We start from the raw sequence: 20,783 nt of genomic DNA, 5'->3' as shown, positions 1-20,783 counted from the left end.
TCAGAGCTGCGCGAGCGCCTGGTCGAGGTCGGCGAGCAGGTCGTCGATATGCTCGATACCGATCGACAGTCGCACCGTTTCTTCCTTCACGCCGGCCTTCGCGAGTTCGGCGGGCGACAGTTGCCGGTGCGTCGTCGAGGCCGGGTGCGTCGCGAGCGACTTCGTGTCGCCGATGTTGACGAGTCGCGTGAACAGCTTCAGCGCGTCCTGGAACTTCGCGCCGCCGTCGCGGCCGCCCTTCACGCCGAACGTCAGGATGCCCGGCGCGCGGCCCGACAGGTAGCGGGCGACGAGTGCGTGGTCGGGGTGATCGGGCAGGCCCGCATAGTTCACCCATTCGACGTGTTCGTGGCGCGCGAGATGCCGCGCGATCTTCAGCGCGTTGTCGCTGATCCGCTCGATGCGCAGCGCCAGCGTCTCGATGCCCTGCAGGATCTGGAACGCGTTGAACGGCGAGATCGCCGCGCCCATGTTGCGCAGCGGCACGACGCGCGCGCGGCCGATGTACGCGGCCGGCCCGAACGCTTCCGTATAGACGACGCCGTGGTAGCTGACGTCCGGCTCGTTCAGCCGCTTGAAGCGGTCGGCGTGTTCCGCCCACGGAAACTTGCCCGCATCCACGATCGCGCCGCCGAGGCTCGTGCCGTGCCCGCCGAGATACTTCGTCAGCGAGTGCACGACGATGTCCGCGCCGTGCTCGAACGGGCGCAGCAGGTACGGCGACGGCACCGTGTTGTCGACGATCAGCGGAATGCCGTGCCGATGCGCGACGTCCGCGAGCGCGGCGATGTCGGTGACGTTGCCGAGCGGGTTGCCGACCGATTCCGCGAAGATCGCCTTCGTGCGCGCGTCGATCAGCGGTTCGAACGACGCGGGGTCGCGCGGGTCGGCGAAGCGCGTGGTGATCCCGTATTGCGGCAGCGTATGCGCGAACAGGTTGTAGGTGCCGCCGTACAGCGAACTCGCGGACACGATGTTGTCGCCGGCTTCCGCGATCGTCTGGATCGCGTACGTGACGGCGGATTGCCCCGATGCAAGCGCCAGCGCGCCGATGCCGCCCTCGAGCGCGGCGATCCGCTGCTCGAGCACGTCCGTCGTCGGGTTCATGATGCGCGTGTAGATGTTGCCCTGGACCTTCAGGTCGAACAGGTCGGCACCGTGCTGCGTGTCGTCGAATGCGTACGCAACGGTCTGGTAGATCGGGACGGCGACCGCGCGCGTGGTCGGGTCGGGGCGATAACCGCCGTGCACGGCGATCGTTTCGAGGCGCCAGTTCGGCTTGGTCTGATCGGTCATGGGTGCTCCGCTTGTTGTTGTGAAGGTCGAGGGGGCCTGCCGTCCGGCGATTATAGGAGCACGTGCGTTGCGGTTCTTAGAACGAATGGTGGGTTGCTTATGCGAGCGCCGCGCATAGAATGCCTTTTTCCGCAGACGAAAGGTGCGCGATGGATCAGGATCGGTGGAACCAGGTGGATGCGTATTTCTCCGCGACGCTCGTGCCGTCGGACGACGCGCTCGACGCCGCGCTGGCGGCGAGCGACGCGGCCGGGCTGCCGGCGATCAACGTCGCGCCGAACCAGGGCAAGCTGCTGCAGTTGCTGGCGACGATCCGCGGCGCGCGGCGGATTCTCGAAGTCGGTACGCTCGGCGGCTACAGCACGATCTGGCTCGCGCGCGCGTTGCCGCCCGGCGGCACGCTCGTGACGCTCGAACTGAACCCCGCGCATGCGAAGGTCGCGACGCAGAACATCGCGCGCGCCGGGTTCGCGTCGGTCGTGTCGGTGGTGGTCGGCAACGCGAAGGACAGCCTCGCGCGGCTCGTCGACGCCGGCGAGGCGCCGTTCGATTTCGTCTTCATCGATGCGGACAAGGACACCAACGCGGTCTATCTCGACGCGGTGCTGAAGCTGTCGCGGCCCGGCACGGTGATCGTCGTCGACAACGTGGTGCGGGGCGGGCGCGTGGCCGATCCGGACAATCGCGAGCCCGACGTGATCGGCGTGCGCGACGGGTTCGCGCGCCTCGTGGCCGAGCCGGCGCTCACGACGACGGCCGTGCAGACGGTCGGGCAGAAGGGCTGGGACGGCTTCTCGATCTCGATCGTCGGCGCGTGACCGGATGCGTCAGTGCGCGCTTGCGGTCGCGTCGGCGCGCCGATACAGGCGCGGCCACTGGTCCTGGAACAGGCCGTTGCAGGTGCCGTGCGTCGCGATGTCGGCGAGCTGGAAGCGCCGGCCGTCGAAGATCCACGACGCGGTCGACCCGCAATCGCCGGCACTGCGCAACCGGACCTTGCTCGACAGCATCGCGCTGGCCGGATCGTAGCCGGCGTCGGTCAGTTCGTTCGGGAAAGACGCCGAATCGAGCCCCGCATTCGCGTTCTCGCCGAAGTTCATGGCCGTCGGCGTGTACGGTGCGGTGCGGCGAATGCGATACCACAGGTCGGTGTGGTTATACATGCTGCTGGTCTGGCACGGGATCGCGACGAGCGCCTCGTCGGCCGAGATCGCGACGGCGGTCGACGCCTTCCTGCGATCGCTCGCCGACATTTCGTCTTCGACATCGGCCGCGCACTGCTTCACGTCGGCGCCGAATTTCGCGAGTACCGCGTCGACGAGCGGGCGCTGTTCGGCGGCCGACAGGTTCGCGACGGGCGGCGGCGCCGGCGTGACGGCGGGCGGCAGCGCCGGCGCGGGCGGGACCGACGACGCGGGCCGGCTGCCCGGGCGCAGCAGCGCGGTGACGGTGCCGACGCGGCCCTGCGTATCGTCGATCAGCAGCAGCGCGGCATTCAACCCCGACAACGGCGTGCGCGCGGTGTGCGCGGAAGCCGGATCGCCGAAGCTCAGCGCCTGTGCATTGCGCGATGCAGACAGCCACGCGGCGACCGTTGCCGGATCGTTCGTGCGGATCCGGAACGGGTGGGCCTGGTCGTCGTTCGGGTCGCCGAAGGCATGCCATTGGGCCGGCACCGCATCGAACGGGCGGCCGTCGACGCGTGCGGTACGCAAGTCCAGCGGTGCCGACGCGTAGAGGTCGAGCGACGGTTGCGCATCGGGGCCGGCATCGCGCGTCACGCGCAGGATCAGGCTGGGGCGTGCATCGTCGGTATCGTCGGCGTGACTCTCCGCGACACAGCGATTGCCGTTGTCGCAGACGACCGACCAGCTCTTGAAGTCACGCTCGACCGGCGGCCGCGCGAGCGGACGAGCCTGCGTGACGATCGGGGAAACGGCGAGGAGCACGGCGAGGGCAAGCGGAAAACGGTGCGACATGACGGTTCGTATCGACTGGGAAAGGGCGGGCGGAAGATGCCGGACTGCAAGCGCATCGTCAGCAAGCGGTGCAGGTCGAGTGCAGTGGCGCGAACGGCATCCAGTATACCGCTGCAACGGGCGGCGCTTGACGCGGCGACGCGTCAGGCGGATGGACAAACGGCGCGATGCCCGCCGGCACCGCGCCGTTCGTTTGTCATCGGCTGTCGACCACGTCGCGCAGGAACGTATCGAGCGTCGCCACGTCGCCCCACGGCCGCTTGTATGCGCGATCGTGTTCCGCATCGGCGAGCATCGACTCGACGAGCGCGTGGATCGCGGGGCGGCGCGGCCCGTACTCGCTTTCGTTCGCGCGCATCTTCAGTGCGAGCAATGCATCGAGCTCCGCGCGCACCGCCGGCTCGTGCACGGTGCCTTCGACGAGATCCGCGAAGCGCATCGGCGGCATGCCGAGCCCCATGTCGATCCAGCGCACCGCGAGCAGCGGCCGCAGTACGTACAGGTACTTCTTGTAACGCACCGTGTCGCCTTGCAGATAGCCGCGAAAGTTCTTCTTCGCCATCGCAAGGTAGTGGTGGCGTCCGCGCACCGGAGAGAAGAACGCCGCCGCCAGCGACCGCAGTCGCGGCGCCCAGCGCGCGTCTTCGCGATACACGACCGGCGAGTCGAGCCATTCGAGCAGCGTGGGATTCGAGCGGCGCAGCAGTTGCAATGCCTTGCGCAGCTCCCAGCCGCTCACGTCGAGTTCGTCGTCGAGCGGCCGTTCGATCACGTCGCGTCGCGCTTCGACGCTCAGGTACCAGTCGCGCCGGTGCACATACACGAAGCGGACGTCGTAGTCGCTGTCCGGCGACGCGAACCCCCAGCCGCGGCTGCCCGATTCGCACGCGAACAGGACGCTCACATCGTGGCGACGCTCGACTTCCGCGAGTTCCGCCATCACGCGCGCCCGCACGGCCGGGGCGACCGGGTGCGCGCTGCGCACGGGCGTCAGGTTTTTTTCCGTTTTCATGATTGTCGTTTCCGTTTCGTTGCGCGCGGCCGCCGGCCATCGGCCGCGCACCGCGCTATCCTTTCACGCACACCACCTGGCGCAGCGTGTGCACCACTTCGACGAGGCTGCGCTGGGCCGCCATCACCGCGTCGATGTCCTTGTAGGCCATCGGGATTTCGTCGACGACGCCCGCGTCCTTCCGGCATTCGACGCCCTGGGTGGCCTTGACCTGGTCGTCGGCCGTGAAGCGGCGCTTCGCTTCGGTGCGGCTCATCGTCCGGCCCGCGCCGTGGCTGCACGAGCAGAAGCTTTCCGGGTTGCCGAGCCCGCGCACGATGAAGCTTTTCGCGCCCATCGAGCCCGGGATGATCCCCAGTTGCCCCTTCTGCGCGGACACCGCCCCCTTGCGCGTCACGAGCACGTCTTCGCCGAAGTGGCGTTCGCGCTGCACGTAGTTGTGGTGACAGTTCACCGCGTGTTCGTCGAGCGCGAACGGCTTCGCGATCACGCCGCGTGCTGCCGCGATCACCGCGTCCATCATCGCCTGCCGGTTGCGCCGCGCGTAGTCCTGCGCCCAGCCGACGGCCTCGACGTAATCGTCGAAGTGCCGGCTGCCTTCGGTGAAGTACGCGAGGTTGCGGTCCGGCAGGTTCGCGATGTGCTGGCGCATGTCGGCCTGCGCGAGTTCGATGAACAGGCTGCCGATCGCATTGCCGACGCCGCGCGAGCCGCTGTGCAGCATGAACCACACGTGGTCCGCTTCGTCGACGCACACTTCGATGAAGTGATTGCCGGTGCCGAGCGTGCCGAGATGCGCGTAGTGGTTCGTCTTTTCCAGCTTCGGATACTTGTCGACGATCCGCTGGAAGCCCGGCTGCAGCGACTTCCACGAGTCGGTCACGGCGGCCGGCGTGCGATCGCCCCACGCGCCCGGATCGCGGCGTCCGGGCGCGCGGCCGTGCGGTACCGCGCGTTCGATCGCGCCGCGCAGCCCCGCGAGCGAATCCGGCAGATCCGACGCCGTCAGCGTCGTGCGCGCGGCCATCATCCCGCAGCCGATGTCGACGCCGACCGCGGCCGGGATGATCGCGCCCTTCGTCGGAATCACGCTGCCGATCGTCGACCCCTTGCCGAGGTGGACGTCCGGCATCACCGCGATGTGGCGGAAGACGAACGGCATCTGCGCGGTGTTGCGCAACTGCGCGCGCGCTTCGTCCTCGACGGCGACGCCTTGCGTCCACATCTTCACCGGCTTGCCGTTGGCCAGTTCCATCACCTGATAGTCCATGTTGCTCATTTGCTTCACCTGATTCATTCGATTGTCCGGCGCGACACACGCGTGCCGCGCCGTGTCCTGCATTACGTGCCCTTGATGCTGACGAGTCCGTTCAGCACCTGGTCGAGACCGCCGAACACCGAGATGCGGTCGATCCGTTCCGCGACGCGCTCGAGCGTTTCCAGCTCCTTGAGCCGCAGCGCGGTCGGGTTTTCCTCCATCACCTTCGCGGTGTTCAGCAGCGAACGCGTGGCCGCCGTTTCCTCGCGGCGGCGAATCACGTTCGCCTGGGCGGATTTCTCCGCTTCGACCACCTGCGCGAGGATCGTCTTCATGTCGCCCGGCAGCACGATGTCCTTCACGCCGACGCTGCGCACGTCCACGCCCGAATCGCCGAGACGGGCGCGCACCTGCGCGATCACGACCGCGTCGATCGACTGCTTGTCCTCCAGCAGCTCGTCGAGCGAGCGTGTGCCGACCGCCGAGCGCAGCGCGAACTGCAGCTCGCGATACAAGTGCTCGACCGGTTTTTGCAGCTGGCCGAACGCATGCAGCACGTCCGCGTAACACCACGTCGCCGACAGGTTCAGCCGCAGCGCAACCTTGTCGCGCGTCAGGATTTCCTGCCCGCCGACTTCGATCGCCTGCAGGCGCAGGTCGACGAGTTCGACCGCGACGTCGCGGTTGAAGCGCCAGAACGCCGACGTACCCGCTTCCAGCAACCGCTCGATCTTGCCGTCGATCTTCAGCACGCCGACGTGGTACGCCGGCACCTGCGCCACCAGCACGCCCGTCAGGCCCGCCACGCCGCGCGCCCGCAGCGCCGGTTGCGCGATGCGTTTGACGAGCGCGGCCGGCAGCATGCTGTCCTGCGTGAGATCGACGCGTTCGAGACGATGCGCGGCCAGGCCGCGCCAGTACAGCCGGCGCGTGCCCGGTGCCAGGATCTCGATGAGCACGTCGTCTTCATAGCGCAGGCCCGCTTCGTCGTCGGCGAGATCCATCGCGACGAAGTATCGCGCGAGCACGTCGGGCGCGTCGTGGCGCAGATAGTCGGCCAGCGCGGTGTCGGCGAGCGGCGCGTCGAGACGCGCGGTCTGCACCGACAGACGCTTGAACGGATCGAAGGCCTTGAACACGCCCGGTTCCAGCACCTTCACGAAATCGCCTTCGCTCATCAGCAGCGCGCGTTCGTTCTTTTTCACTACATGACGCTTCCACATATTTTTGTCCTTTTTTTTCAACGACCGCCGGATCGCGCATCGTGCGGATCGCGGTGCGACGCAACCGGGCGGACGGCGCGCTGGCCGGCGCCGACGCACACGGTGACGCATCCTGCATCGCGTCGTCGTGCGCATTCGCGCGGGCCGTGCGGCCGCCCGGCCGATCGCGCGGAACCGCAACCGGTCCGACGCGCGGCGGGCCTGTCGGCCCGCACCGGCGGGTACTGCTTTCATCACGAGACTGTCCTTGCGGACAGGGTTCGAGCGGGATTCGAACCCGCCACCGGCCGGCTTTCGCCGGCTGCTCCACCTGACTGAGCTTCCGAACGACGGGCGCTCCGGGATTCGAACCCGGACGAGGCATCCTGGCGCGCGCCCCTTTGCCTTCATCTGTCCATGGCGGCATGCGCTGCCGCGACGAACGAGGTTCGGCGGCGGCGCACCAGCAGGGCGTGTGAACCCTGGCTCGCGGGCCAGCGGGACATCCGGCGTCTTCTATTTAGCGAGGAGCGTGCCAGTGGCTGCCTTGATGCTCGAATAATTTTTCAAGTGGTTGAAAACAAATGGGAATTTATTTCATTAACCGATTTTCGGTGATGCCGGGCGTGCGGATTCATCATGGAAATCCGATACAATCGGATCGCTTCTTATCCCATGAGATAAAAAATGCGCAAGACCGTCGCGATCGGTTTTCTCGGCACCGTGCTGGACCAGGGCGGCCGCGCGCCGCGCCGTTACCGCAAATGGCGGCCGACGATTTCGCTGTGCGAGCAGCCCGACCTGCCGATCGACCGGCTCGAACTGCTGCATGCGCCGGGCTACACGCGTCTCGCCCACCAGGTGCGGGACGATCTCGCGCGCCTGTCGCCGCATACCGACGTGCGGCTCGTGCCGGTCACGATCCACGATCCGTGGGATTTCGAGGAGGTCTACGCGACGCTGCACGACTACGCACGCGCGTATCCGTTCGACCTCGAGCATGAGGACTACCTGATCCACATCACGACCGGCACGCACGTCGCGCAGATCTGCTGGTTCCTGCTGGCGGAGGCGCGCTACCTGCCCGCGCGCCTCGTGCAGACGGGGCCGCCGCAGCGGACCGACGAAGGGCCGAGCGGGCCGGGCACGATATCGGTGATCGACCTCGACCTGTCGCGCTACAACCGCATCGCGCAGCGCTTCACGCGCGAGCGCGACGAAACGGTGTCGTTCCTGAAGGCCGGCATCGCAACGCGCAACGCGCGCTTCAATGCGCTGATCGAGCAACTGGAGCGCGTCGCCGTGCGGTCGCGCGCGCCGATGCTGCTGGTCGGGCCGACGGGCGCCGGCAAATCGTTTCTCGCGAAGCGCGTGTACGAGCTGAAGCGCGGCCGCCATCGGCTCGCGGGGGCGTTCATCGAGATCAACTGCGCGACGCTGCGCGGCGACGCGGCGATGTCGACGCTGTTCGGTCACGTGAAGGGCGCGTTCACGGGCGCGCAGTCGGCACGGGCGGGGCTGCTGCGCGCGGCCGACGGCGGGCTGCTGTTCCTCGACGAAATCGGCGAACTCGGGCTCGACGAGCAGGCGATGCTGCTGAAGGCGATCGAGGAGAAGCGCTTCCTGCCGGTCGGCGCGGACGTCGAGGCGAGCAGCGATTTCGAGTTGATCGCGGGCACGCATCGCGACCTGCGGCAGATGGTGGCGGCCGGCACGTTCCGCGAGGATCTCTATGCGCGGATCAATCTGTGGACGTACGAATTGCCGGGGCTGGCCGAGCGCCGCGAGGACATCGAGCCGAACCTCGAATTCGAACTCGACCGTTTCGGCCGCGAGCAGGGCGAGCAGGTGCGATTCAACGTGGAGGCGAAGCGGCGCTATCTCGCGTTCGCGGCGTCGCCGCGCGCGGTGTGGGCCGGCAACTTCCGCGAACTGTCGGCCTCGGTCACGCGGATGGCGACGCTGGCCGATGCGGGGCGGATTACCGAGGCGCTCGCCGAGCAGGAAGTCGAGCGGTTGACGCGCACCTGGTCGTCGCCGCGCGACGCGGGCGCGGCCGACCCGTGCGTCGACGCGGTGTTCGGTGCGCGCGCGGCCGATCTCGACCTGTTCGACCGTGCGCAGCTCGAACGCGTGCTCGATGTGTGCCGCGCGTCGGCGAGCCTGTCGGAAGCGGGGCGCACGCTGTTCGCGGTGTCGCGGCGGAGCAAGAAGCAACCGAACGATGCGGACCGGCTGCGCAAGTATCTCGCGCGGTTCGGGCTCGATTGGGAGGCGGTGCGGCAGGCGCTTGACGCGGCATGACGCGCGGCGGCGCGGCCGGCGCGATCGGTCAGGCCGCCGCCGCCGCCGCGTCGTGAAACGGTGCCAGGAATCCCCAATCCGGGTGTGCCGCCGCGATATTCGCCAGCCCGCGCGCGAACGCATGCGCCGGCAGCCACGGATACCCGAACGCCGCATGCAGCCCGTCGAGCTTCGACGACCGCGGATCGTCGATCGTGTCCATTCGCGCGATGTGGATGTGCAGCGCGGCGATCCGGGCCGCGTTGTCGCGGGTGTCGTCGCCCGCGAACTGCCAGCGGTACGTGCCATGCCCGATCCGCAGCGCGCCGGTGTCCTTCTGCCGCATCACGACGAGCCACGGCATGTTGGCGACGCCATGCGCGTCGACGTCCGGCTCCGCGCAGACGTAACAGGTCCGGCACCGCTCGAACCGCTCGCCGAATTCCTCGACCAGCGTGCGCGCGATGGCGGCCGCGCCCGTCACGCGCGGCGGAAAATCGATATCGTCGCTGGCGAGCGAAAAGCTCAGCTCGGCATCGGCTGCGAAGCAGTCGGCGATCAGTGACGGACGGTTCAGGTCTTTCGCGCGCAGATAACATTCGAGCAGCGCGCGGACCGTCGCGGGATGAAGCGGAAAGGACATGAGCGAGTCTCCGGTGCCGGACAATCGGGCAGCATGCGGGGCGCCGGACCCGGCCGGGAGCGCATGTGCCTTTACCGTATAATTTCGTTTCAAAGCTAAATTCGCATGACTGCACGGAGCGTCGACGTCATGGCCAAGCAGCAAGAGGAGTCCGTTCTGACCATTACCAACCCGGCCTGCCTGATCGACGGCACGGACACGGAATTTCGTCACCTGATCAACGGGTTGCTGCCGTTCGCGGCGCGCCTGCTGTCGGTCCGCGACGGTTTCGGCTCGATCGCCGGGCTGACCGGCATCCAGTACTCGTTGCTCGTGTCGGTCGCGCACCTGTCCCACGACGACGTCGTGACCGTCAACCGCCTGGCCGATCACCTGCACCTGAGCGGCGCGTTCGTGACGATCGAAACCGGCAAGCTCAAGAAGCTCGGCCTGATCGACAAGCGGGCGGACCCGGACGACAAGCGCAAGATGCGCGTCACGGTCACGCCGGCCGGCACGAAGCTGCTGAAAGCGCTGGCGCCCACCCAGCAGCGGATCAACAACGTGCTGTTCGAGGGCGTGACCAAGACCGAGTTCAAGGTGCTGTGCTCGGTGATCGACCGCCTCGTCACCAACGGCGATCGCGCAACGCTCGATCTCGCGCACATGATCGCGCGCCAGGAAAAAAGCTGACGCACGCCGGCCGCGGGCCGGCGCGACGCGTCGGCCATGCTCAGTGCGCGGCCCACTCGATCGTATCGAGGTCGACCCCTTCCAGGTGCATGTCCCATAGCGGGCTCAGCGCGCGCAGCTTGTCGACCGTGTCGCGCACCTGCGCGATCACGCTGTCCACTTCGGCTTCGGTCGTGAAGCGGCCGAGCGTGAAGCGGATCGAGCTGTGCGCGAGTTCGTCGCTTCGGCCGAGCGCACGCAGCACGTAAGACGGTTCCAGCGACGCCGACGTGCACGCGGAGCCTGACGATACCGCGACGCCCTTGATCCCCATGATCAGCGATTCGCCCTCGACGAAGTTGAAGCTCACGTTCAGGTTGTGCGGAATCCGGCGCGCCAGGTCGCCGTTCACGTAAACCTCGTCGAGCGTCGACAGGCCGGCCAGCAGCCGGTCGCGCAATGCGCCGACGCGGCGGCTTTCTTCCTCCATCTCTTCCTTCGCAAGCCGAAACGCTTCGCCCATCCCGACGATCTGGTGTGTCGGCAGGGTGCCCGAGCGCATCCCGCGCTCGTGGCCGCCGCCGTGCATCTGCGCTTCGATGCGCACGCGCGGCTTGCGGCGCACGTACAGCGCGCCGATTCCCTTCGGGCCGTACACCTTGTGCGCGGTCACCGTCAGCAGGTCGACGTTCAGTGCATTCACGTCCACCGGAATCTTGCCGGCCGCCTGTACGGCGTCGCAGTGGAACACGATGCCGCGTGCGCGGCACAGCGCGCCGATCTCGGCGATCGGCTGGATCACGCCCGTTTCGTTGTTCGCGAGCATCACCGACACCAGAATCGTGTCGGCGCGCAGCGCCCGCCGCAGCGCATCGAGATCGAGCAGACCGTTTTCCTCCACGTCGAGGTAGGTGACGTCGAAGCCCTGGCGTTCGAGTTCGCGGCACGTATCGAGCACAGCCTTGTGTTCGGTCTTCACCGTGACGAGGTGCTTGCCCGTGCCTTGATAGAAGTGCGCGGCGCCCTTGATCGCGAGGTTGTTGCCTTCGGTGGCACCCGATGTCCACACGATTTCGCGCGGGTCCGCGCCGAGCAGCGCGGCGACGTGCGCGCGCGCTTCCTCGACCGCTTGCTCGGCGTCCCAGCCGTGGCTGTGGCTGCGCGAAGCGGGGTTGCCGAACTGCTCGTGCAGGAACGGCACCATTTTGTCGACCACGCGCGGATCGACGGGCGTCGTCGCGCTGTAGTCCATGTAGATCGGGCGGGATGGCATCGAATGGGCTCCGGGAAGCGGGATCTCTCGCGGGTCGCGAAAGCCGCGGGATACGGTTGCCGCAGTGTACGTGGACATTCGCGGGCGTCGCGCAACATCCATCACGCCAGTAGGGTTGTCTTTCAAACAAAGCTTTCAAGATCAGGGTTTACGACAGCTTGAACCGGCTTTTGTGTTTACATTCAATAAAAGCTAAATCACAAAGCTAAATTGAAGTGATTCGTTGGTCGGATTCCGCCGCGGAATCCGGCGATGCAACCCCAGGAGAACGAGATGAGCGAGAACCATGCCGGAACCGGCGCGGGCGCCGACGAGCAGCGACGCTTTCGTACCGCGTTGTCGATGTTCGCGACGGGCGTCGCGGTGATTACCGCCCCGCGCAAAGAGGGGATGCCGGTCGGCATCACGGTCGCGTCATTCAATTCGGTGTCGCTGGATCCGCCGCTGATCCTGTTCTCGGTCGACCGCCGCAGCCTGAGCCTCGGCGACCTGGCCGGCGCGGACGGCTACGCGGTCAACGTGCTCGACGAGACGCAGCAGCACCTGTCGAACTGTTTCGCGAAGGCGAACGGCGACAAGTGGGGCTGGCGCGCCGGCGCGGCGCCCGCCGACGGCGCGGTGCTGCTGCCCGACGCACTCGCGACGTTCGAATGCGAGCCCTATGCGCAATACGACGGCGGCGACCACGTGATCTTCGTCGGCCGCGTGACGCGGCACCGCGCGCGCTCGGAAGGGCGCCCGCTGATCTTCTTTGGCGGTCGCTACCGCGCGCTCGACGGCGCGCATGCGCCGTCCTTGTGAACGCAACCCACGATTCATTCCACCCAGGAGGACATCATGATCAAGAACGGGACTCAGCACATCGCGTCGCTGCGCGACGGGCGGCAGGTCTACCTGAACGGCCAGCCGGCCGGCGACGTGACCGCGCATGCGGCATTCCGCAATTCGATTCGCAGCTACGCGAGCCTGTACGACTACCAGGCGCGCGACGAGAACGTCGAGAAGATGACGTTCGTGTCGCCCGGCACGGGCAACCGCGTGAGCCGGATCTGGCAGCTGCCGACGTCCTATGACGAACTCGTCGAGCGCCGTGCCGCGCTGGAAGCGTGGTCGGAGCTGCATTACGGCTTCATGGGCCGCTCGCCCGACCACGTCGCGTCGTGTCTCGCCGGCATGTATATGGGCGCCGACGTGTTCGAACAATACGACCCGGCGCGCGCCGGCGCACTGCGCGACTACTACCGTTATGCACGCGACAACGACCTGTTCCTGACCTACGTGATCGTGAATCCGCAGGCGAACCAGTCGAAGGCCGCACACGAGCAGGAGGACAAGTACCTCGCGGTCGGCATCGTCGATCAGGATGCCGAAGGCATCACGGTGCGCGGCGCGAAGATGCTCGCGACGAGCGGGATCATGGCGAACGAGGTGTTCTGCAGCTGCATCCAGCCGCTGCGCGAAGGCGACGAGATGTACGCGCTGTCGTTCGCGGTGCCGATGAACGCGAAGGGCATGAAGATCCTGTCGCGCAAGTCGTACGAGGAGCACGCGACGTCGGTGTTCGACAACCCGCTGTCCAGCCGCTTCGACGAGAACGACGCGGTGCTGTACTTCGACGACGTGAAGGTGCCGTGGGAACGGATCTTCGTCGCCGGCAACACGGCGATGTGCGCGAAGCAGTTTCATGCGACGCCCGCGCACGTGTACCAGAACTATCAGTGCCAGGTGCGCCTGATGACGAAGCTGCGCTTTCTCGTCGGTCTCGGCCTGAAGATTTCCGAGATCAACGGCACGAACACGTTCCCGCAGGTACGCGAGACGCTGGGCCAGCTCGCGGCCGAAGCGTCGATGGTCGAGGCGTGGGTCTACGGGATGGAAGCGAAGGGCACGGTCGTCAACGGCTTCTACGTGCCCGACCGCAACATGCTGTACGGCTCGCAGGTCGTCACGCAGCAGCTGTATTCGAAGGTGCTCAACACGCTGCGCGAGCTCGCGGGCGGCGGAATGATCATGCTGCCGTCCAGCGTGCGCGATTTCGAGAACCCCGACCTGCTGCGCATCATCGAGAAGACGCAGAAGTCGCCGGTGTGTTCGTCCGAGGAGCGCGTGAAGTTCTTCAAGCTCGCATGGGACGCGGTCGGCTCCGAATTCGCGTCGCGCCACAACCAGTACGAGCTGTTCTACGCCGGCGCGTCGTTCGTCACGAAGGGCCACGCATACCGCACGTACGACTGGCAGCGCGCGTCGCATCTCGTCGATTCGATGCTCGGCAGCTATTCGCTGAACCAGGAACGGTCGACGCCGCACGCCGCTTGACGCGTCGTGCCCGACTTCACCCGCTATCGCATTCAGGAGAGACAGATGGCCATCAACAAGCTTCACGACGAATTCCATACGCTGGACATGCAGCGCGACTGGCGGCTGCCGGAAGGGTATGACCCGGCATCCGGCGCACAGGAGCTGATTCTGTCCGGCGCGCTCGATACCGAGCGCAAGCGCGGCAGCCGCACGCGCCTGCTGCGCCTGCCGGCGGGGCTGCATACGAAGAAGCCGTTCGTGCACGACTACTGGGAAGAGGTGTTCCTGGTCGAGGGCGACCTGACCGTCGGCAACGACGAGCACGGCAACGGCGGCACGCCGTTCAAGGGCTACACGTATGCGGTGCGGCCGCCCGGCGCATGGCACGGCCCGTTCAAGTCGAACGGCGGCTGCGTGCTGCTCGAGATCCACTACTACGACCCGGCCTGAGCGCGGCCGGTCGACGACACACGGCGAGCGGCGCCGCGCGATGCGTGCGCGCCCCACCACAAGGAGCATTCGATGAAAACCATTACGTTCGCGATCGACGGTCGCGACGGCCGCACCGAGCGCGCGATCGCGATCGACACGCTCGTGATCGCGGGCTGGACCGGCCGTGACACGGCGGCCATGGAGCGGCACATCCGCGAGCTGGAGGCGCTCGGCGTCAGGCGCCCGGCGACGACGCCGGTCTTCTACCGCGTTGCGGCCGACCGCCTCGACCCGTCGCCCGCGATCCAGGTATCGGGCGGGCAGAGCAGCGGCGAAGCGGAATTCGTGCTGGTGCGCGCCGGCGGCGAGACCTTCGTCGGCATCGCATCCGACCACACCGACCGCGAAGTCGAGACATACGGGATCACCGTGTCGAAGCAGATGTGCGGCAAGCCGTGCGCGAGCACGCTGTGGAAGTTCGACGACGTGGCCGGTCACTGGGATCAGCTCGTGCTGCGCGCGTACGCGACGATCGACGGCGAGCGCGTGCTGTATCAGGAAGGCCAGGTGACGGCGATGCGCGCGCCGGCCGATCTGCTCGCGCAGTTCGCGCGCCACGGCGGCCGTTTCGAGAACGGCACCGCGATGCTGTGCGGAACGCTGGCCGCGATCGGCGGCATCCGGCCGGCCGAGCGGTTCGAGATCGAGCTGGAGGATCCGGTGCTGGGCCGCACGATCCGGCATGCGTATGCGGTGGACACGCTACCGGTCGCGGGCTGACGCCACCGGCGCACGCGCGCTCATGCGCGGCAGATCGCGATGATCTCCGCGCTGATCGTTTCGTCGAAAGGCGCGCGTTGCCAGTCGCCGCACCACTTGGCCGATGCGAAACCGGCTGCCGACACGCGCGCCTGCAGGGCGGGCTGCGCGATGAAACGCAGCCGGCTCGTGTTCGTCAGCACCGTGTCGTCGCGGCGGAAGCGGTAGTGCGTGTCGAACGTCACGATCGCGTCGTCGACCGCACGCACCGCGTGATGGAGATCGACGCGGCCGAAGTCGCGCGATTCGACGCTGCATGCCGAACGCGCGGGCGTCCACGCGCGCCACGGTGCGACGTGCGGGTTGCGGGTGTCGAACAGGAAGCGGCCGCCGTCGGCGAGCACGCGTCGCACGCCGCGCAGCGTCGCGTCGATTTCATCATCGGACAGCAGGCACTGGAACGCATGCCCGGTCATCACGACCGCATCGAACGGTGCGGCGGGCGGCAGGCTGCCGAGTTCGCATGCGTGCCAGCGCACGGTGTCGGCGCGCGGCTGGCGTCGTGCGTAATCGATCATTGCCGGCGCCGGATCGATCGCGACGACCTCGTGCCCGGCCGCCGCGAGCCGGCGTGCGAACGCGCCGGTGCCGCAGCCGAGATCGAGGATGCGCTGCGGCGCGGGGCCGATCACGGCTGCATAGAACGCGAAGTCGCGATCGCCCGCGTTGAACAGGTCGTAGACCGCGACGAGGCGCGGGTCGGTGTAGAGGCGGTCCGCGTCGGCAGGCGTCATGCGGCCGTGCGTATCAGCGCTGCTGCACGGCCACGCGCAGCCCGAGCGCGATGAAGATCGATCCGATGATCTTCCCCTGCCAGCGCGTGAGCCACGTCAGCCGCTTCACGACGCGGCCGAGCGGGCGGATCGAGCACGCGATCAGCGTCGTATAGAGCGAGCTGAGCACGACGAAGATCAGCCCGAGCACCGCGAACTGCACGAACGTCGAGCCGCGCTCCGGGTGCACGAATTGCGGCATGAACGCGAGGAAGAACAGCGCGGTCTTCGGATTCAGCACTTCGGCGGGAATGGCCTGCAGGTACGCGACGAGCGGCGTGACGGGCGCTACCTGCGGCAGCGACGGATCCGACGGTTTTTCCAGCAGCGCACGCGCGCCGAGATAGAGCAGGTACGCGGCGCCGACCAGCTTCACGACGTTGAATGCGAGCGCCGACGTCATCAGCAGCGCGGACAACCCGACGGCCGCGAACAGCGTATGCACGAAGTCGCCGCTCGCGACGCCGAGGCCGGTCAGGATGCCGGTCTTGCGCCCGCCCTGCACGGTGCGGCTCAGCACGAGCAGCACGGCCGGGCCGGGGATCAGGAACAGGCCCAGGACGACGGCGGTGAAAGTGGTCAGCGTGGTCAGGTCGAACATGGCGGCTCCGGCAGGTTGGCGCGGCGGCGGGGGATCGGGGCATTGTATTCGGTTCGGCGGGCGGCCGCTGACGCGCGCTTGAACGGCCCGGCCGTGCCGGCGCCTTTCTGGTATAAGCACGAAACGACGTGCGGCACGGCGTCCGGCTTCTTCCACCGCCTATCGTTTCATGCGCGAGCTTCCACCGACCACCCATCCCGCCGCGGACGCCGACGTCTATCACGTGCCGCGTCCGCTCGTCGTGTTCGGCGGTTCGGTCGTCGAGCCGGAATGGCGGCTGGAGCGCCACAGCCATCGCCAGGCGCAGCTGCTCTACACGCTGAGCGGCGTCGTCTATTGCGAGATCGACGGCGGCGTGTGGAGCGCGCCCCCGCAATGCACGGTGTGGATTCCCGGCGATGTTCCGCACGCGGCGCGCGGCTCGGCCGGCGCGACCTTCTACGCGGTGCTGGTCGAACCCGACGCCGCGCTCGACCTGCCCGCGCGCTGCTGCACGCTGTCCGTGTCGCCGCTGCTGCGCGAACTGCTGCTGAAGGCCGCGAGCTTTCCGAACCTGTACGACGTCGACGGGCCGCAGGGGCGGCTGATGGCGACGCTGCTCGACGAACTCGTCGCGGCGCCGGTCGAGGACCTGTACCTGCCGATGCCGACCGACCGCCGGCTGCGCAAGCTGATCGACCATCTGCTCGACGATCCGGCCGACAAGTCGCCGTTGGCCGAACTCGCACGGCGCGCGGGCATCAGCGAGCGCAGCCTCACACGGCTCGCGACGAAGGAGCTCGGGATGAGCCTCGGCGACTGGCGCCGGCGGCTGCACGTCGCGCTGTCGCTGCGGATGCTGACGACCGGCCGCCGCGTGCACCAGATCGCGATCGACCTCGGCTACGAGAGCGCGAGCAGTTTCGTGACGATGTTCCGCAAGGCGACCGGCAAGTCGCCGACGCAATTCCTGACCGACCGGCAACGCTGAACGCGCCGGCCGCGCCCGCGGATGCGCAGGTTTGGCCAGATTGAAAAAGCAGTTGGCCGGGATGAGAAATGACGCGTTTGGCCTCGATCCATAAAATGAGAATCGTTCTCATCTGGAGGTCGACATGCAAATCACCACGACTGAATTCCCGTTCGTCTGGCTGCGTTACCGCGGTTCGACGCACTTCGAACCGGCCCGGTTGATCGCCGAGCTCGACGCGTTGCTGGCGCGCGGCGAACGCTTCGTTCTTCTGACCGACGACGCGCCGTCCGGCGACGATCGCGGCGATACCGACCACGAGATGCGCAAGCAGCTCGCGAAGTGGAGCAAGGCCAACCGTGCGCAGTCGCGCGAATGGATCCCGGCGATGATCGCGATCGAGCCCGATGCGGCCCGGCGTGCCGCGCTCGATGCATTCTCGGGCACGTTCGAGAAGGTCTGGGGCTATCCGCTGAACGCGGCGGCGAGCCGCGAAGACGCGCTGGCGCTCGCGCAACGGCTGCTCGCCGAACCCGCGCGCCGCATCGCCGCGGCGAACGCCTGACCCGGCCGCCGCGCGCCGCGCGGCTTTCGTCGACATCGACAACCGTGTACGGTGCGCGCACGCGCGCCGCGGCCTGTCGCAACCACGCAGGGGTGACCGGTGGACAATCCGATCCGCGCGATGCGCATCTTCACGCGCATCGTCGAAATGAACAGCTTTACACGCGCGGCGCAGGCGCTCGGCATTTCGCGCGCCACCGCGACGCGGACCATGCAGGAGCTCGAGGCGGCGCTCGGCACGCCGCTGCTGGTGCGCACGACGCGCGCGCTGCGGACGACGTCCGAAGGCGACGCGTATTACCGGCGCTGCGTGAGCATCACGGCGGACGTCGACGAGCTCGAAGCCAGCATGCGCGGCGCCGCGCGGCATCCGGGCGGGCCGCTGCGCGTCGAGGTGCCGGCGTCGGTGGCCGGTGCGATCGTGCTGCCGGCGCTCGACGCGTTTCACGCCCGGCATCCCGATCTCGTGCTGATGCTGGGCGTGGCCGGGCGCGCGGGCGATCGCGACGCCGACACGGTCGACTGCGGCATCCGGCTGGGCGCGCTGCCCGATTCGTCGCTCGTCGCGCGCCGGCTCGGCACGCTCGAACGCGTGACGTGCGCGAGCCCGGCGTATCTCGACCGCTTCGGCGTTCCGCGCACGCTCGACGCGCTCACGGCGCACCGCGCGGTCAGCGGCGCGCGGGTACCCGGCCAGCGCTCGGCCGAACTCGATTTCGTCGCGGACGACGGCGTGCGCAAGGTCCGGCTCGACAGCATCGTCAGCGTGGACGACGAGCAGGCGTACCTGGCCTGCGGCGTGCACGGCCTCGGGCTGATCCAGCCGACGCGCATCGCCGCGCAGCCGCTGATCGACGCGGGCCGGCTGCGGGAAGTGCTGCCGTGCTGGCAACCCGAGCCGGCCGCCGTGTCGGCGGTCTACGTGAAGCGCCCGCATGTGTCGCCCGGCGTGCGCGCGTTCGTCGACTGGATCGCCGAGCGTTTCGTGCAGGCCGCGCACGAGCATGAAGGGCTGGCGGCGGCGGGGGCGGCAGGGTGGCGGGCGCGAGAGGCAGCTGTGACGCGTGAGCCTGTTGCGAGCAGCGTGCGCGCGGCGCCGGCAACGACCGGCATCGATCTTGAACACGCCGCGCTGGTCGCCGCGAGCTGAGTGGCCGGCGGATCGGCTTCCGGCGCGTTATCCGCCTCTCGACCGCTCCAGCTCTTCCGCCAGAAAATCCACGAACGCGCGAATCCGCGCGGACGTCTGGTGACGCTGCGCATACACCGCGTAGATATCGGCGCTCGGCATTTCGTGATCGGGCAGCACGACGGCGAGACGCCCGTCCGCGAGGTAGTCGCGCAGGTCCCGTTCCGCGCGCATCAGAATTCCGTGTCCGTCGAGCGCCCACTTCACCGCGATCTTGCCGTCGTTCGTCGTCCGGTTGCCGTTGATCCGAACGGTTTCCGTGTGGCGTGTCGCGCCGTGTCCGTTCGTCAGGCGCCGTACTCTTCGTCGCCTTGCCGGATGCCGATGCAGGTGTGCCGCGTGAGGTCGTGCGGCGTGCCGGGCGTCGTGCCGCGCGAGATGCGCACAGAAGCCGGCGGTTCGATGCGAGCCGTCGCGCGACGACGCGCGTGTCGGGCGGCTCGCCGAAGCGGATGCATACGTCGAATGAGTCGTCAGTGAGCGGCACCACTCGTAAGCGCGAGGTGCGCCGAAACGGCGGACGGATGCGCATCGCGCATCCGTCCGGCCTCATGCGTCGTCACGGGCGACCGGCTTCAGCTGTGCGTGAGCGTCAACGCATGGAACTTCACGACGGTGCCGGGCGTCGTCAGCGGCGTACCGGACACGGCCGTCTGGTCGTAGTCGCCGGCCTTGAAGTAGAAGCTTTCGCCGTCGAAGCTCGAATCCATCGTGAAGGTCCTGGTCGTGCCGTTCGCGGTGACGGTGATCGTCGTGCCGCTCAGGCTCAGCGCATAACTGAACTTCTTGCCGACGCCGACCGTCGTGATCGGCGTGGTCGTCGACTTGCCGCCCTGGTTGGTGCTTTCGAGCAGCAACTGGACGACCCCGCCGGACGTGAACTGCAGCTCGCACAGCGGCTTGCTCGGGCCGGTGCCCTGGAAGATCTGGCCGATCGTCGTGTGATCGGGCACCTGCGTGACGGTCACTGTCGCGTTCAGCCGGTTGGTGCCGGAGGTCGGCCAGATCGCGTTCTCGCGCAGCTCGGTGCGCGGATGCAGCGAGCCGGACGTCGTCCAGCCCTGCGTCGGGTCCATCATCACCATCGAGCCGTCGCTGCCGTCCGTATAGAAATACGTCGGGTTCACGTAGCCGCCCGCGAGCGACGAACCGCTCACGGTATCGACCTTGCCGGGCGCGCCGGTCGGCAACTGCAGCGTGAACGGTGCGAGGTTGAAGTTCGAGCCGGGCGGATTCAACGGACTGAGCGCCATGACGGTGGCCTGCTGGCGCGCGGCGGCGGCCGGGCTGGCCGGGTCGTCACCGCCGCAGGCGGAAAGGAACGCAACGGACAGCATGGCGGCGACGCACGGGATGATCCGGTTCTTCATGATGTCTCTCTCTCTCTGATGGTCCGTGGCTGGGTGCCACGTCGTGGATAACGTTTTCCTTTTTTGGCATGAGATCGCCGGGAAGGCGGTCGACAGCCTGTAGAAAGCACGCCAAAACACAGAAAGCAGGTGCGGTTCGAAAGCGACTGCAGAAACCAGACTATAAAGCGGGGACTACTGATATTCACGAT

At 67.7% G+C, this 20,783-nt stretch carries 20 protein-coding genes and 1 pseudogene; 10 read left to right on the top strand and 11 right to left on the bottom strand.

The features are described from left to right. Positions 1–1,296 (bottom strand): O-acetylhomoserine aminocarboxypropyltransferase/cysteine synthase family protein, encoded by a 1,296-nt coding sequence (locus tag AC0KUR_RS02740; protein ID WP_034185592.1) that lies wholly within the window; start codon positions 1,294–1,296, stop codon positions 1–3. Between the two features lie 149 nt (positions 1,297–1,445). Here AC0KUR_RS02740 and AC0KUR_RS02735 point away from each other — a divergent pair, with 149 nt between their 5' ends. Then, positions 1,446–2,114, top strand: coding sequence for an O-methyltransferase (locus AC0KUR_RS02735; RefSeq protein WP_473375309.1), 669 nt, complete (start codon positions 1,446–1,448; stop codon positions 2,112–2,114). Between the two features lie 9 nt (positions 2,115–2,123). On the opposite strand, the gene AC0KUR_RS02730 is transcribed toward AC0KUR_RS02735, so the two are convergent. From AC0KUR_RS02730 to AC0KUR_RS02715, 4 genes are all read right to left on the bottom strand, one after another. Next, positions 2,124–3,275 (bottom strand): DUF1176 domain-containing protein, encoded by a 1,152-nt coding sequence (locus tag AC0KUR_RS02730; RefSeq protein WP_034185594.1) that lies wholly within the window; start codon positions 3,273–3,275, stop codon positions 2,124–2,126. A 196-nt stretch (positions 3,276–3,471) separates the two neighbouring features. Beyond that, positions 3,472–4,287 carry a nucleotidyltransferase domain-containing protein gene (locus AC0KUR_RS02725; RefSeq protein ID WP_034185595.1) on the bottom strand — a complete coding sequence of 272 codons (816 nt, stop codon included), beginning with the start codon at positions 4,285–4,287 and terminating at the stop codon, positions 3,472–3,474. Positions 4,288–4,342: 55 nt separating this feature from the next. Beyond that, positions 4,343–5,566, bottom strand: a complete 1,224-nt coding sequence (locus AC0KUR_RS02720) for an RtcB family protein (protein ID WP_069704604.1) — start codon at positions 5,564–5,566, stop codon at positions 4,343–4,345. A gap of 62 nt (positions 5,567–5,628) precedes the next feature. Continuing rightward, positions 5,629–6,768 (bottom strand): slipin family protein, encoded by a 1,140-nt coding sequence (locus AC0KUR_RS02715; RefSeq protein WP_473375308.1) that lies wholly within the window; start codon positions 6,766–6,768, stop codon positions 5,629–5,631. A gap of 666 nt (positions 6,769–7,434) precedes the next feature. Between AC0KUR_RS02715 and rtcR the strand changes: the two genes are divergently transcribed. Then, positions 7,435–9,051: an RNA repair transcriptional activator RtcR gene (gene rtcR / locus AC0KUR_RS02710; RefSeq protein ID WP_049036766.1), complete on the top strand. Its 1,617-nt coding sequence runs from the start codon at positions 7,435–7,437 to the stop codon at positions 9,049–9,051. A gap of 28 nt (positions 9,052–9,079) precedes the next feature. Here rtcR and AC0KUR_RS02705 read toward each other — a convergent pair whose 3' ends face one another. Continuing rightward, on the bottom strand, positions 9,080–9,673 hold the full coding sequence (locus tag AC0KUR_RS02705; protein ID WP_473375307.1) for a nuclear transport factor 2 family protein: 594 nt from the start codon (positions 9,671–9,673) through the stop codon (positions 9,080–9,082). Between the two features lie 129 nt (positions 9,674–9,802). Here AC0KUR_RS02705 and AC0KUR_RS02700 point away from each other — a divergent pair, with 129 nt between their 5' ends. Further along, a complete protein-coding gene (locus AC0KUR_RS02700; protein ID WP_034185598.1) occupies positions 9,803–10,345 on the top strand; it encodes a MarR family winged helix-turn-helix transcriptional regulator in 543 nt (180 codons plus the stop codon). 40 nt (positions 10,346–10,385) lie between these two features. On the opposite strand, the gene AC0KUR_RS02695 is transcribed toward AC0KUR_RS02700, so the two are convergent. After that, positions 10,386–11,597 (bottom strand): IscS subfamily cysteine desulfurase, encoded by a 1,212-nt coding sequence (locus AC0KUR_RS02695; RefSeq protein WP_059558576.1) that lies wholly within the window; start codon positions 11,595–11,597, stop codon positions 10,386–10,388. Positions 11,598–11,870: 273 nt separating this feature from the next. On the opposite strand from AC0KUR_RS02695, the gene AC0KUR_RS02690 reads away from it, so the two are divergent. The 4 genes from AC0KUR_RS02690 to AC0KUR_RS02675 all read left to right on the top strand — a co-directional run bounded on the left by AC0KUR_RS02690 (position 11,871) and on the right by AC0KUR_RS02675 (position 15,107). Then, positions 11,871–12,398: a flavin reductase family protein gene (locus tag AC0KUR_RS02690; protein WP_051700891.1), complete on the top strand. Its 528-nt coding sequence runs from the start codon at positions 11,871–11,873 to the stop codon at positions 12,396–12,398. A 36-nt stretch (positions 12,399–12,434) separates the two neighbouring features. Then, positions 12,435–13,913 carry a 4-hydroxyphenylacetate 3-hydroxylase family protein gene (locus AC0KUR_RS02685; RefSeq protein ID WP_069245861.1) on the top strand — a complete coding sequence of 493 codons (1,479 nt, stop codon included), beginning with the start codon at positions 12,435–12,437 and terminating at the stop codon, positions 13,911–13,913. Between the two features lie 45 nt (positions 13,914–13,958). Continuing rightward, a complete protein-coding gene (locus AC0KUR_RS02680) occupies positions 13,959–14,345 on the top strand; it encodes a hypothetical protein (protein WP_011356002.1) in 387 nt (128 codons plus the stop codon). Between the two features lie 72 nt (positions 14,346–14,417). Then, positions 14,418–15,107, top strand: coding sequence for a DUF2848 domain-containing protein (locus tag AC0KUR_RS02675; protein WP_473375306.1), 690 nt, complete (start codon positions 14,418–14,420; stop codon positions 15,105–15,107). Positions 15,108–15,127: 20 nt separating this feature from the next. Here the strand turns inward: AC0KUR_RS02675 and AC0KUR_RS02670 are convergent, their stop codons facing one another. Together AC0KUR_RS02670 and AC0KUR_RS02665 are read right to left on the bottom strand one after the other, a co-directional pair. Beyond that, on the bottom strand, positions 15,128–15,880 hold the full coding sequence (locus AC0KUR_RS02670) for a class I SAM-dependent methyltransferase (RefSeq protein WP_473375305.1): 753 nt from the start codon (positions 15,878–15,880) through the stop codon (positions 15,128–15,130). A gap of 13 nt (positions 15,881–15,893) precedes the next feature. Next, on the bottom strand, positions 15,894–16,520 hold the full coding sequence (locus tag AC0KUR_RS02665) for a LysE family translocator (RefSeq protein ID WP_034185605.1): 627 nt from the start codon (positions 16,518–16,520) through the stop codon (positions 15,894–15,896). Positions 16,521–16,689: 169 nt separating this feature from the next. Between AC0KUR_RS02665 and AC0KUR_RS02660 the strand changes: the two genes are divergently transcribed. The 3 genes from AC0KUR_RS02660 to AC0KUR_RS02650 all read left to right on the top strand — a co-directional run bounded on the left by AC0KUR_RS02660 (position 16,690) and on the right by AC0KUR_RS02650 (position 19,183). Then, entirely contained in the window at positions 16,690–17,490 is an 801-nt protein-coding gene (locus AC0KUR_RS02660) for an AraC family transcriptional regulator (RefSeq protein ID WP_034185606.1), read from the top strand. Positions 17,491–17,614: 124 nt separating this feature from the next. Continuing rightward, positions 17,615–18,034 (top strand): ATP--cob(I)alamin adenosyltransferase, encoded by a 420-nt coding sequence (locus AC0KUR_RS02655; protein ID WP_034185607.1) that lies wholly within the window; start codon positions 17,615–17,617, stop codon positions 18,032–18,034. Positions 18,035–18,133: 99 nt separating this feature from the next. Further along, on the top strand, positions 18,134–19,183 hold the full coding sequence (locus tag AC0KUR_RS02650; RefSeq protein ID WP_473375304.1) for a LysR family transcriptional regulator: 1,050 nt from the start codon (positions 18,134–18,136) through the stop codon (positions 19,181–19,183). 27 nt (positions 19,184–19,210) lie between these two features. On the opposite strand, the pseudogene AC0KUR_RS02645 reads toward AC0KUR_RS02650, so the two are convergent. Both AC0KUR_RS02645 and AC0KUR_RS02640 read right to left on the bottom strand, forming a co-directional pair. Continuing rightward, positions 19,211–19,706 (bottom strand): annotated as a pseudogene (locus AC0KUR_RS02645) (LysR substrate-binding domain-containing protein); the annotation flags it as partial. Between the two features lie 91 nt (positions 19,707–19,797). Beyond that, positions 19,798–20,592: a polysaccharide lyase family 7 protein gene (locus AC0KUR_RS02640; RefSeq protein WP_083286471.1), complete on the bottom strand. Its 795-nt coding sequence runs from the start codon at positions 20,590–20,592 to the stop codon at positions 19,798–19,800. Between the last annotated feature and the right edge of the window lie 191 nt (positions 20,593–20,783).

This window comes from Burkholderia sp. YHN3-13 (assembly GCF_055810675.1).
Note: the sequence above shows the minus strand (reverse complement) of the source record. Positions and strands in the feature narration are given on the sequence as shown.

Bases quoted from the DNA above. Each gene is read 5' to 3' on its own strand.
- AC0KUR_RS02740 (WP_034185592.1), bottom strand. From the start codon at position 1,296: ATGACCGATCAGACCAAGCCGAACTGGCGCCTCGAAACGATCGCCGTG.
- AC0KUR_RS02735 (WP_473375309.1), top strand. From the start codon at position 1,446: ATGGATCAGGATCGGTGGAACCAGGTGGATGCGTATTTCTCCGCGACG.
- AC0KUR_RS02730 (WP_034185594.1), bottom strand. From the start codon at position 3,275: ATGTCGCACCGTTTTCCGCTTGCCCTCGCCGTGCTCCTCGCCGTTTCC.
- AC0KUR_RS02725 (WP_034185595.1), bottom strand. From the start codon at position 4,287: ATGAAAACGGAAAAAAACCTGACGCCCGTGCGCAGCGCGCACCCGGTC.
- AC0KUR_RS02720 (WP_069704604.1), bottom strand. From the start codon at position 5,566: ATGAGCAACATGGACTATCAGGTGATGGAACTGGCCAACGGCAAGCCG.
- AC0KUR_RS02715 (WP_473375308.1), bottom strand. From the start codon at position 6,768: ATGTGGAAGCGTCATGTAGTGAAAAAGAACGAACGCGCGCTGCTGATG.
- rtcR (WP_049036766.1), top strand. From the start codon at position 7,435: ATGCGCAAGACCGTCGCGATCGGTTTTCTCGGCACCGTGCTGGACCAG.
- AC0KUR_RS02705 (WP_473375307.1), bottom strand. From the start codon at position 9,673: ATGTCCTTTCCGCTTCATCCCGCGACGGTCCGCGCGCTGCTCGAATGT.
- AC0KUR_RS02700 (WP_034185598.1), top strand. From the start codon at position 9,803: ATGGCCAAGCAGCAAGAGGAGTCCGTTCTGACCATTACCAACCCGGCC.
- AC0KUR_RS02695 (WP_059558576.1), bottom strand. From the start codon at position 11,597: ATGCCATCCCGCCCGATCTACATGGACTACAGCGCGACGACGCCCGTC.
- AC0KUR_RS02690 (WP_051700891.1), top strand. From the start codon at position 11,871: ATGAGCGAGAACCATGCCGGAACCGGCGCGGGCGCCGACGAGCAGCGA.
- AC0KUR_RS02685 (WP_069245861.1), top strand. From the start codon at position 12,435: ATGATCAAGAACGGGACTCAGCACATCGCGTCGCTGCGCGACGGGCGG.
- AC0KUR_RS02680 (WP_011356002.1), top strand. From the start codon at position 13,959: ATGGCCATCAACAAGCTTCACGACGAATTCCATACGCTGGACATGCAG.
- AC0KUR_RS02675 (WP_473375306.1), top strand. From the start codon at position 14,418: ATGAAAACCATTACGTTCGCGATCGACGGTCGCGACGGCCGCACCGAG.
- AC0KUR_RS02670 (WP_473375305.1), bottom strand. From the start codon at position 15,880: ATGACGCCTGCCGACGCGGACCGCCTCTACACCGACCCGCGCCTCGTC.
- AC0KUR_RS02665 (WP_034185605.1), bottom strand. From the start codon at position 16,520: ATGTTCGACCTGACCACGCTGACCACTTTCACCGCCGTCGTCCTGGGC.
- AC0KUR_RS02660 (WP_034185606.1), top strand. From the start codon at position 16,690: ATGCGCGAGCTTCCACCGACCACCCATCCCGCCGCGGACGCCGACGTC.
- AC0KUR_RS02655 (WP_034185607.1), top strand. From the start codon at position 17,615: ATGCAAATCACCACGACTGAATTCCCGTTCGTCTGGCTGCGTTACCGC.
- AC0KUR_RS02640 (WP_083286471.1), bottom strand. From the start codon at position 20,592: ATGAAGAACCGGATCATCCCGTGCGTCGCCGCCATGCTGTCCGTTGCG.